An 11,712-nucleotide genomic window follows, 5' to 3' on the forward strand; every position below is an offset into this window, starting at 1 on the left:
AGATCATAGGTGATCTGTTTTCCTATTTTGATATAGGTTCCCCTGCAATAGAATGAACTTTTACTTTCTCCGATTTCACAAACCATAGACCAACAAAAATGATAATTCCACCGATGATTTGTTGAAACGATACATATTCATTTGCCCAGACAGCTGCAAATAGAACCGCTACAAGCGGCGTTATATACATATATACCATCGTATGTGACGCCCCAATTTTTTGAACACCAACATACCACATTACTAGACCAAATACTGTTACAAAGAAAATAGAATATAGTAAAGCAAATAGTGTCATTTCGTGAGTAATGTGAAATGGCATGACAAACACATGTGGACCACTTAACAATAATAGCGGAATCGCACCGACTAATGCAGACCATGCTGTAACACGTAATGCTGAATATTTTTTAATTAATGGTCCTGCTAAAACAGGATAAAGTCCCCAGCATATTGATGTAATAAGTCCAATTCCATTGCCATAAAAAGAACTAGTAAGCGAATGTCCTGCTACTAAAACTAATGCTGCACCAACAAAGGCAGTCATAGAACCGATTAACTTTCGAGAAGAAAACTTTTCTTGTTTCAAGAAAATCGCAAATGCAGTTGTAAAAATAGGTGAAATAGAAATGAGTAAAGAGGCATTTGTAGCGGATGTATATTTGACAGTTTCCATAAATAACGTTTGATACAGTACAATACCTACAATGCTAACGATAATTAATCTAGGTATATCCTTTCGCTCCATATAAACCGACTTCTCAATAAAAAAGGTAAGGAGTAACAGAAGCGGTGCCGCCGCCATCATGCGAAGTGCAGTAAACTCAATTGCTGTAAATTCTAAAAGTCCATACTTCGCAATTGTATAGTTAATCCCCCAAATAATAACAACACTCAAAATTAACAACTCAATTCCCCATCTTCTCATGCGTATCCCCTCCGCAAAGAAGATTATACAGAAAATTCAATCATATGTACATTTCATTATGTGAAAAAATCTTTTTATTATATGAAACGTTTTGGTAAATGAAATTATATCGACGATTTTCTGAATATATCGGCGCAACTCCATTTATATCGGCGATTTCCCAAATATATCGACTTATCGACAAAAATCGACAATAATAGCGACTTATAAAATAAAAAAGGTGATTCCAAAATACATTTTGGAATCACCTTTCCTTTACTATATTCGAACGTGTAACTTCATATTTGGATTATAAAACTGGCTTGGGCTCTTTAACTGAAAAGTTCCTCCACCTTCATGCCAATCAACAGTTAACTTATCATCCATAAATACAAGCTTTGTACGATCAGCGATAAAGTTCATTGTGCTTGATTCAATATCCACATCGCGCTCATCTTTCTCTGCTACAGCTACTAAATCGATAATTCCGCTCATAACACAACCGCAACCTTCATTATCGTAAAATAACTTTATATATTTCGCTTCACTTGGAATCGTATCCATAATCTTTTTATATGCTGCTTCTGTTACAGTAACGTACATACGTTAATCTTCATCCTCTCTTCTCTTATCATTCATATATTGTATCACCATTTTTCTTAAAAGTTATATACAGAAAATTAAGACTAATATACAATGTATGTGATAAAGTTTCAGCAATCGAGCTTTTATGAATAGTTCATGCAGAAGAAAGGAGGTTTACTATCCGTGTTCAAACTACAACGATATCCTATGTTATTAGGGTCTATTGGGTAGTTTCTTCATTTCTAGCGGAATACTGTTACAGCATGTACTTCCCTATTCTCATTCTATCGGCTGGATTCTAGGTTTTATTTGTTACCTATCCGCTTCTTATTTTACTACGAAGAATACAAACAACTCATAAAGCAAGAATCATCTTAAGGAGGATTATCAAACATGCCAGCCTTAAAAAAAATAGAGCAATCACTCAATCACTTATTCCAAATTGAAAAATACGGAAAAGATAGTGCCTTTAGTCGATTTATCCCAGCCGTATATGATCCTATCAAATTTCCTTGGCAACAATTTTTCGACGCAAATTTTGTAGATTTATTTAACGGCCTTATGATGCACGGATCTGAAAATGTAAACAAAGTATTTTTAGCTGTATTCCCTACAGATGACGTTCTTGAAACATTCATTTCACAATCCACATCTGGTGATTTACTCTTTATGCACCATCCCCTTGTAATGGAGTGTGGTGATCCGCTTGGAAGATCAGGTCGCGGTTTCATACCAATTCCTGAAAAATATTTGCAAGGAATAAAAGAAAAACAACTTTCTATATATACATGTCACGTACCAATGGATTTTCATCAAACGCATGGAACGAGTATTTCAATTGCAAAAGCATTAAACGCTACTGTAGTGGACGACTTTGCATATGGAGGTCCAGAACAAGAACCAATTGGCCTTATTTGTGAAATAGATGAAACATCAACAGAAGCACTCCAAAAACATCTAAAACAACTCTTCCAGATTCCTTACACAGACTTCGAAGGTAAACGACATGATTCCATTAAAAAAATCGCAATTATCGCTGGGTGTGGCGATGTTGTATCTTTAATGAAGGAAGCAGAAGAAAAAGGTGCTGAAGCATATATTACAGGAGAAATCCATTGCCATATCGACAATGATTACGGCCGACATAAATACTCGCTCATTATGGATTATGTAAAAGAAACGAATATGTCTCTAATTGGTGTGTCACACTCTGCCTCTGAATATTTAGTGAAAGAGACATTGATGTATGATTGGTTTAAAGAAAATTTTGATGTGGATGTTATTTTGCTTCCGCAGGAGAAATGGTGGCTCTAACGCTATCATTTTTTAAATTTATATACACAATACAATCGACCACAGAAAAATAGATAAAGTGAAACCTTAATCAGCCCTCACCAATCGGGCTGCCCGGCAAATAGCTGGATAAATGAGAAAGCACATGTACCAACGTAAATGTTTTCGTTGTGCCAGAAAACGATCCTGCCAGTATTACAGCTGGAAACCTATTTTTGAGAGCGAATACAACCTCTCTTTATATTCATGCTGCAAGTGCTGTATATTCTATTTTTCCAATTACTTACATATAGCAATTCATTTCATAAAAAAAGACCCGAGATTCGGGTCAACAAATAGAAATATAAATGAACTACAACAAATAACAGACAAAGCCATTATATATTTTTCATAGTAAAACATCCATTATTTTCTTTTTACACTATCAATATATTATTTTTCGTTATAGTCCTCTTTTTTAGAACGTCTACCTAAGAAGAACACAAAAACATTACTTCCAAATAAGTGATGTTTTTTCTATTTAATGCAGTGGTAACATAACCTCAACCGTTGTTCCAACCCCAACTTCACTTTCAAAACTCATTTTACCATTGTGGTCTTTAATAATTTTTTCTGTAACTACTAAACCTAGACCAGTTCCTGTTTCTTTCGTTGTATAAAAGGCTTCATTTAACTTTGGAATTTTATCTTTCGGAATACCACATCCCTCATCTTTCACTTGAACGATGATTCCATCTTTTACAGTAACTTTAATCGTAATTGTTCCCCCAACTGACATTGCTTCAATTGCATTTTTGATTAAATTAAAAAAGACCTGTTTTAATCGTTTTTCATCACATGTAATGGACGGTAAGTCTTTACTGTAAATACCTTGTATGTGGACTCCTTGTTTTAAAGCAGGCTTTTCCATAACTCGAATAACATAAGAGATAATTTCTTGTATGTTATGAGTTTCTGATTCTAGTGATTTAGATTTCTCAAATCCACTAAGTTCTGTAGCAATTATATGAATCCGATCTACTTCTTGTTTCATAATATCACTATAAATTTTATCCTCTGGATGCTTGTCTGCCTGTTTATTCACAAGTTTTTTTAAGTTTGCTAAAGGTCTTCTAATCTTATAACCAATAACCGTTGCCATTTTTCCAACAGCTGCTAGTTTTTCTGTCTGTTTTATTTCTTTGTCCATCATCTCAAGCGTACGAACGTAAGACTGAACCCTCAAAAATATAATCCAACATATAATAGTAAATACACTATATAATGCCATTGGGATTAAAACGAGAGAAGATTGAATAATGATTCCTGTAAGAGCGTACTTCCCGACAAGTATCGCTGGAACTAACCAGAAATATCTTTTGTTCACAAAGATTGGTGCGAACAAAATAAAAAATACTTCTACTATATTTCCACCGTCAAATTCCGCATCGCTACCATAATAAATCATAATGTTATGGATACAATCTAATACATTATAGCCAATTAGAATAATATACTTTACCACAAAAACATTCTTCCATTTCATAAAGTATATTCCAATGCAAAACAATACTACCGTCAAAAGGTAAAGCCATAAACCTAAACCATCTTCAAACTTTCCTACGCCTTCTTGCTCTCCCGCGATTAAAGGTACGATAAATTCATAGGCAAGATCATACACAAAAAATATAATAAAAAATAAACTTAAAAATACTTTCAATGCCTTTATTTCTTCATTTTTAAATATATAGCCTTTATTCATATGGTAACTCCTAGCTTTTCTTCCACTTGGATTTCAGTATTTCCACACTTCCTTGGGAGAATGATGTCTATTCTCGTTCCAGTATCTCTTTCACTTGAAATATGCAGCTCACCAAGGTGCTCGGCGACAATTCGATTCGCTACCGTAAGTCCCAGACCAATTTTATCTTGTTTCGTTGTATAAAAGGCTTCTGTAACACGGGTTAAGTTTTCTTGCTTAATACCATGACCATTATCGATTACGCTGATTATTACATATTCTTTCCCTTTATTCTCTAATTGTAAATGTAATATGCCACCTTGTTCCATTGCCTCTAAAGCATTTTTTATCGTATATAAAAAGACTCCTCTTATTTTTCGTTCATCACATTCAACTTCTATTGTTTTTTCTTCCACATTAGAAATAAACTGCACGTTTAATTCATTCATTTTTCCGCGAAGACTTGTTATTACTTGTAATACAATTTTTCCTACATCATGTTTCTTATAAATAGAAGGTTTGCATGTAGCAACTTCCATCAACTCACTTATCATATTATTCATATTTTCTATTTCAAAAATCATACGTTTATAAATAGGATCCTCTTCATGCTTCTCTCGTTGTAATTGCGTAAATCCTTTTAATGAAGCCAGTGGATTTTTAATTTCATGTCCAACAGTCGCTGCCATTTTTCCGATTACTGCTAATTTTTGTGATTCACTAGCAATCGCAATACTTTCCTTTACAGCTGAAAGATATTGTAAAAATCGATTTAAAATGATATATGCAGCTATTAACATAAGCGTACACATAATAAGGAACATAAATGCTTTTATTTCCTCTAATACAAATAAATAAATTAAATATTTTCCTAAAATAGAGGAAAGCAAAAACACATAAAATTTTTTATTTAAAAATATGGGTACAAAGAAAATGAGAATAATTTCTATTATATTTGTCGCATCAAACGCCGCCTTATTATAAAAAATATACGAAACTATATTAGCGATTTCTATCCCTATGTATGCAAATATCCATGCATATTTAACAAGGTTTGCCTTCTCTTTTTTCAGTAAATATATATTCACGCATAGTATTGCTACTCCGCAAATAACTTGCCATATTATGTTGTATCCCTTATCCATTATTGATTTATCTTCTAATACGATTGCATAGAAAATTTGATATACAATAACAATGACATATAACACCCATAAAAGGATTTTTGCATTCCTTTCTTCTTCTTTATATGATAGAAAACTTTCTTTCACTTCAACACCCCTTCAAAATAACATCTCAAAGAATACCATTTATTATAATAAATGATTTTCATAGACAAACAAAGATAAATCGAACATTTGAGGAAAATCATCCCAACGATGCAATACCTTCATGCTATATACAAGCATAAAAAATGTAAACAATAATACGTATATTATGGGAGGTGTTTTTTATGGATGGCAAAAAAATAAAAAGACCGAACAACTCCAATCTTTCATGCGTGAAAATGAAGGAAAAGAGATGAAAACTCTTTAACTGCCAGTGATCGTTTCCGAACGATTAGGCATAGTGCAGGGAAATGATACTTTCTTAACAGGCTCACCACTCCTTTATGATGGATTACTTCTTATCGGCGGAAAGATGGAGGATCATTCTCTTAACAAAGCAAGTTCATTTTTCGTAGAATCATATAATCGCTTTAAGCCGATTGGCTCCTTCCAAAACTGCTCTTCTATTATTCAATCTTTAAATATCGAAGGAAAACCTGGTTTTTTAATAGAATAAGACCCTACGCGACTAGCAAATGAATTTATTAAAGCTATAACAAAACAACGCTTTTGGGATAGAACATATTCATAGAATAGGGGGACATTTATGTTTGTTACTGTCGAGAAAGATGTGCATATTTTTGTGCAAGACGTTAATCCTGGTCCAGGTAGTAAGACTGTTTTCTTCGTTCACGGATGGCCTTTAAATCATCAAATGTATCAATATCAACTCAATGTTTTACCAGAGCATGGCTTTCGCTGTATTGCCATGGATATACGAGGGAATGGGCAATCTGATAAGCCATGGACTGGTTACACGTATGATCGATTAGCCGATGATATCGCAATTGTTCTGGAAGCACTTCAAGTAGAGAACGCTACATTAGTCGGTTTCTCAGTTGGTGGTGCTCTTTCTATTCGCTATATGTCTCGCTATAATGGGCGCCGCATTTCTAAGCTCGCATTAATTGACGCTGTCTCCCCCTCTTTCGTTAAAAATCAAGAGTCCCCTTACGGTGTACCGAAAGAACAAGCAGATGCTCTCATTAATCAAATGTATGCTAATTTACCAAAATTTTTAAATGACGTATCTTTATCCTTTTTCAATAGAAACTTAGGGGCTGCAACCCTTGAATGGTTTTCTTATCTCGGTATGCAGTCCGCTTCTTATGCCCTTATCAAAATTTTACAAGCAGCTGCAAATGAAGATGTAACGAAAGATTTAAATAAAATTAACGTCCCAACAAAAATCTTCCACGGCGTTCACGACCAACTAATTCCTTACAAAAGTGCTGAACTTACACAACAACGAATTAAAAATTCTCAGTTACATGCTCTTACAAATAGTGGTCATGGTTCACCAATCGATCAAGCGGATGAATTAAATAAAGAACTGATAAAATTTTTACAAACATAACAACTGCAATATAAGAATGAAAGTTAACATAATCGTTTTTATAAAACATAAAATTCACACATTTCTCACAAATACACGAATAAAACGATTACATTTTCATATATACTAAATGTACAAGTAATACTCCCTAAACCCAGCTTGTCTGGTTACCCCGTTAAATACTATGAAAAAAGAACTTGTATCGTTATACAAGTTCTTTTTGTTTCTTTTATTTAAAGAGGATATCTTTACTATATTGATTTCCAACGAGTAAATCATATTGAAGCATTTTATATTGCTCTAACATTTCGTTTTGTTTCTTTGTTAAATCATTGATTACTTCTCCATTTTTATCAACTTTTAATTCATCTCTAAGCACTGGTATTTCCTTGTAAAGTTCCGATAAAAATTGATAAAATAAGGATTTATTTAATCCTGCATAATCAAAAATAAGATTAGAAAAATGAATTGGGCTTACTAAACCTATATTATCATTTGGCATATCAAAGTTTGCATACATTAATAGCGGCGTTTGCGCCATCGCTAAACGTTCACTCGGTATTTTTTCATTCGTTATATACCCGTTTTCTTTATAAAAAGATTTATTTGTTCCTAATGATGGAAGATGATCTCCAAAGAATACTAATAATGTAGGTCTATCTAAATTATCTAGTTGCTCTATTAAATATTGAAGTGCCTCATCTGAACGTCTTAATCCTTCTGTATACGTCTCTAATTCTCCTTTTGATTCTTCATTTTCTAGACCGCTAATTTCTATTAGGTTTTCACCAAATCGGCCTTCTGTAAATGGAAAATGATTTTGCATCGTAACTGCATGAATAAATGTTGGCTGTTTTTGTTCCTCTAACTCAGCAATTATCTCTTTACTCATCGCTAAATCACTAATATAATCTCCATCAATATCTACATTTTCCATCGTGTCCTCTGCATTAAACTTATCAAATCCTAACACCTTATATACATCGTCACGTTTAAAGAATGTGCGACCAAATGAATGAATTGCACTTGTATAATAACCTTCTTTTTTCAACGCCGTAGGGATTGATGGAACTTCTTTCTTATTTGTAATAACCTGCTGATATGGTATAGAACCTGGCTTTAACAAACTCATTGAATAACTTGTTAATGCTTCAAATTCAACGTTCGCTGTATTTCCCCCAAATGTAGGAGAAATAGTTTGTCCCCCAGGAAAGTTTTCTATATAATGATGCAAATTTGGTACAGGATCTTCACTAAAAGAAAGGTTGGTTACTTTCGTCGGATCCCAAAACGATTCACTCATTACAAAAATAATATTCGGTTTCTCTTTTTTCTTTTGATTCCCTATATTTCCACTATATTGTTTTTTTATATCGTTTGCTATTTGAAGCATATTTTCTTTAGAATAATTTTTTGGTTTTTCCATAACTGTTGTATCTAAATTGCTAATAAACCCAAGTACAAAACCATTTGAAGCGTAGTTCTCATTTTGATTCCACAAAACAAAATCTACACCTGATTTTTGAAATACTTTATTCATAAATGTATTCGCAAAATTACCGTACGCATATAGAACAAAAATAGATCCTACTACTAATAAGGCTCTTATTCCTAGATGAATCTTTACATTTTGAATATACCTTCTCATATATATCCCTGCTACAATACAAGCTACGATACTTACGATAATGACAAAAATATAACTCCAACTAAAATAGTCCATCACCATCGGTATAACAGATTGCATATGCGTAATTTGTGTGAAATCAGAAGGATATAACGGATCACCTCTGAAAATAAGCTTCAAATAATTCACAATACATAAAATGACTAACGTACAGCTCGTTAAAACCATACTTAGAAAAACCTTACCTATTAAATTATATACAAGAATATATATTGCATAAATTACTACAAAACTTAATATAAACTGCATATTATAAAAGTAAATCCAATTCATTGCCTCTATGAAACTCATATTAACTTGCATGACAATATAAAATAACGCTACTGTATGAGCTAATAAAAGTAATATAAAATGCACTCGCAGGGATGCTCTAAGTATAGACATCTCTTTTTTATTGAAATGCGTAATATAAAACGTTATGCCCCATATGAAAATCATCATAACACTTAAAACAAGCTTTTGATTTAAATGATCTTTCATCATGTCTAAATTAAAAACCTTTAAAATCATAAACAGCATAGTTATTACTAATAAAGTCACCATACTACTTATAATGCTAGAAATTAATATATTTCTTTTTGGAAGATGAAAAAGTGTAGAACCATACTTCAATTCATTCCCTCGTTTCTATGTCTTAATTTCCCCCGCATCGAAAGAACTATTTCTATTAAAATAACATATATTACATATTTCGTCTGCATACTTGCTTCTACTATAAATGTATTGTCTTAATATTCCCTTAATCAACAGTTAAATTGTGGTATACAAATTACTCATTCTTGAAAAACTTAATTTCAGCATTCCACTTTATGATATAATAACTATGTTTTGGAAATCCTTAATACTATTAAAGATTTCACATAAAAATACGAAAGAATTAATAAAAAAGGAGTTGCTCATTTTTGCTTACTAAGTTTAAGAGTTTGCCTAAAGCGGTATATGCAATTTTGGCGCTTTCTTTCCTGTTGCACGTTTTTTGTTTAGTAAAACAGCCAGGATTAGATGGAGAGTTAGTCAAAGTAACATATGGTGCAAATGATGCCTTTAACTATTCGTTAACAGCTGAACAACTATTAAAACATGGTGTATTTGGTTATGTGTATTTAGAACCTAGTGAAGTTCCAGGGAAAAATGCATATATTACACCAGGTCAGCCATTACTATTAGCTGGCGCTATGATTATTTCTGATATTACATCAATTCCTTACTATTACGTAGCAACTGTTATTAACATGATCATGAACCTTTGCACAGTGCTATTAGTATTCTTAATAGGAAAAGAATTGTTCGAAAAAAACATTTATGGAATTGTTGCAAGTATTTTATATGCTATTTATCCAAGTAACTATACATACTTCCGTACATTGCTAACAGAAGTTCCATCCATATTCTTATTGGCGTTATGTGTATATGTATTTGTTCTCGCATGGAAATACAATAAAGTGAAATTCCATATATGGTTTGGAATTGTCGTTTCAATTTTACTTATGTTCCGTCCAAATCCAGCTCCAATGATGCTTATTCCTGTTCTTGTTGTGTTATTTACATATGGATTTAAAGAATCCATTCGAATCGGATTGTTATGGTTTATCGGACCTTTCTTTATTATTGGCGCATGGGTTGTTCGTAACTACTTAGCACTCAACCAATTTATTTTATTCTCAACCCAAGGTGCAGATCCACTAATTGCCGGTGCAGATCCATTTAATAAAATTGGATATGAAAATATAGTAAATGAAATGAGAGCTAAAGGCTTAGATGACAAAGGTGCATACGCAAAAGAATTAATTAAGAACGGATTTAAGACGGACTTCACTTATTGGTTCTCTTGGTTCACTGTCGGTAAAACAATTGAATTATTCAAAACAGCTCCTGCTGTAGACCAATATCGTATTCACAACTTTATGCAACTATGTCATAGAGTGTTTATCATCGGTACATTCTTGAGCAGCTTCTGCTTCATGCTAAATTCATTTAAACATAAACGCGTTATGATGCTAGTAGCAAGTTCAATTATTTACATTATCTTCTCAAACTTATTCTTAGCAATTAATCGCTATGGATTTTTCATTAATCCTCTTATGTGCTTAATTCTTGCATACGGATTAATTCACATTGTGCAGAAGCTTCCATTCTTCCGCACTAATCAAGCATAATAAGAAAGAGGTCGTCCACCGTTGGACGACCTCTTTCTTATTCCCCCACACTTTACACACGGCCAATTTGTCCATTCTGTAATCACACTTTAATTCCGTATGTATGTGTGTCTGTATTTGTCAAAATATCTTTCACAACACCACTCACTGTTTTACGTATAAATGCAAGTTTTTTACAACTATTACTATAACCACAAAATCAAAAAAATCTAATCTCGGGCCTTTTTCATATTCATATGTAGCCACATATGAAACCATTTTATTTTTGTATATTTATGGATGTTTTTCTTTGCAAATCGTTAAATAAGCATTTGCATAATAAAAAATCCGGCCACAAAAATAAATACTAAGATGAGAAATCCAATCACAAAATTCCTCCTATTTTTGTAGCGTTTTTTCTACTATCCGATTTTTCAAAACCCACTCTTCAAACTGGGCACTTCCAAATTCCCAACTAAGATCGCGAGCATGTACAGAAAAAACGTAATAACCGGCATATTCGTCCATAAACCTACCTAACTCTACATCGTCTTTCTGAATACCGTATACTCCAAAATTAAAATACACATCCCATACGTCTTCATTCTTCCTCTTATAAGCGATCGATTCCATATCACATTCTGTCCCGAAATAATCAAGATGTAAATGTACGCTATCATCGTATTCGTACTCCATTTTATCACCCCTTATATTTGTACTT

9 protein-coding genes and 3 pseudogenes are annotated in these 11,712 nt (G+C 32.9%); 4 read left to right on the forward strand and 8 right to left on the reverse strand.

What is annotated here, in order from left to right; translation table 11 throughout:
* Positions 1-22 precede the first annotated feature (22 nt).
* A complete protein-coding gene (locus NST86_RS24420; protein ID WP_001255413.1) occupies positions 23-928 on the reverse strand; it encodes a DMT family transporter in 906 nt (301 codons plus the stop codon).
* Positions 929-1,186: 258 nt separating this feature from the next.
* Complete coding sequence (locus tag NST86_RS24425) at positions 1,187-1,510, reverse strand: iron-sulfur cluster biosynthesis family protein (RefSeq protein WP_000289569.1); 324 nt, start codon at positions 1,508-1,510, stop codon at positions 1,187-1,189.
* A 375-nt stretch (positions 1,511-1,885) separates the two neighbouring features.
* Here NST86_RS24425 and NST86_RS24430 point away from each other — a divergent pair, with 375 nt between their 5' ends.
* Positions 1,886-2,806: a Nif3-like dinuclear metal center hexameric protein gene (locus tag NST86_RS24430; protein ID WP_001111131.1), complete on the forward strand. Its 921-nt coding sequence runs from the start codon at positions 1,886-1,888 to the stop codon at positions 2,804-2,806.
* Positions 2,807-3,305: 499 nt separating this feature from the next.
* Here NST86_RS24430 and NST86_RS24435 read toward each other — a convergent pair whose 3' ends face one another.
* Entirely contained in the window at positions 3,306-4,526 is a 1,221-nt protein-coding gene (locus NST86_RS24435) for an ATP-binding protein (protein WP_001032638.1), read from the reverse strand.
* Complete coding sequence (locus NST86_RS24440; RefSeq protein WP_000664886.1) at positions 4,523-5,776, reverse strand: ATP-binding protein; 1,254 nt, start codon at positions 5,774-5,776, stop codon at positions 4,523-4,525. The genes NST86_RS24435 and NST86_RS24440 overlap by 4 nt, the downstream gene beginning before the upstream one ends.
* Before the next feature lie 268 nt (positions 5,777-6,044).
* Between NST86_RS24440 and NST86_RS24445 the strand changes: the two are divergent.
* Positions 6,045-6,365: pseudogene (locus tag NST86_RS24445) on the forward strand (catalase); the annotation flags it as partial.
* Between the two features lie 15 nt (positions 6,366-6,380).
* The gene (locus NST86_RS24450; RefSeq protein WP_000498279.1) at positions 6,381-7,190 is read left to right on the forward strand and encodes an alpha/beta fold hydrolase; all 810 of its coding nucleotides are present in this window, start codon (positions 6,381-6,383) and stop codon (positions 7,188-7,190) included.
* Between the two features lie 208 nt (positions 7,191-7,398).
* On the opposite strand, the gene NST86_RS24455 is transcribed toward NST86_RS24450, so the two are convergent.
* Entirely contained in the window at positions 7,399-9,468 is a 2,070-nt protein-coding gene (locus NST86_RS24455) for an LTA synthase family protein (protein WP_061664567.1), read from the reverse strand.
* A gap of 290 nt (positions 9,469-9,758) precedes the next feature.
* Between NST86_RS24455 and NST86_RS24460 the strand changes: the two genes are divergently transcribed.
* Complete coding sequence (locus NST86_RS24460; protein WP_000956220.1) at positions 9,759-11,012, forward strand: glycosyltransferase family 39 protein; 1,254 nt, start codon at positions 9,759-9,761, stop codon at positions 11,010-11,012.
* Between the two features lie 82 nt (positions 11,013-11,094).
* Here the strand turns inward: NST86_RS24460 and NST86_RS24465 are convergent.
* The 3 genes and pseudogenes from NST86_RS24465 to NST86_RS24475 all read right to left on the reverse strand — a co-directional run.
* Positions 11,095-11,166 (reverse strand): annotated as a pseudogene (locus NST86_RS24465) (DUF2196 domain-containing protein); the annotation flags it as partial.
* A pseudogene (locus tag NST86_RS24470) lies at positions 11,157-11,380 on the reverse strand (hypothetical protein). The pseudogenes NST86_RS24470 and NST86_RS24465, both read right to left, overlap by 10 nt.
* Before the next feature lie 10 nt (positions 11,381-11,390).
* Entirely contained in the window at positions 11,391-11,687 is a 297-nt protein-coding gene (locus NST86_RS24475) for a DUF3986 family protein (protein ID WP_000455580.1), read from the reverse strand.
* Positions 11,688-11,712: the final 25 nt, after the last annotated feature.

Source organism: Bacillus sp. FSL L8-0199 (genome assembly GCF_038005705.1).
Lineage (GTDB): Bacteria > Bacillota > Bacilli > Bacillales > Bacillaceae_G > Bacillus_A > Bacillus_A cereus.

Coding starts and splice junctions, on each gene's coding strand:
- NST86_RS24420 (WP_001255413.1), bottom strand. CDS start 928: ATGAGAAGATGGGGAATTGAGTTGTTAATTTTGAGTGTTGTTATTATT.
- NST86_RS24425 (WP_000289569.1), bottom strand. CDS start 1,510: ATGTACGTTACTGTAACAGAAGCAGCATATAAAAAGATTATGGATACG.
- NST86_RS24430 (WP_001111131.1), top strand. CDS start 1,886: ATGCCAGCCTTAAAAAAAATAGAGCAATCACTCAATCACTTATTCCAA.
- NST86_RS24435 (WP_001032638.1), bottom strand. CDS start 4,526: ATGAATAAAGGCTATATATTTAAAAATGAAGAAATAAAGGCATTGAAA.
- NST86_RS24450 (WP_000498279.1), top strand. CDS start 6,381: ATGTTTGTTACTGTCGAGAAAGATGTGCATATTTTTGTGCAAGACGTT.
- NST86_RS24475 (WP_000455580.1), bottom strand. CDS start 11,687: ATGGAGTACGAATACGATGATAGCGTACATTTACATCTTGATTATTTC.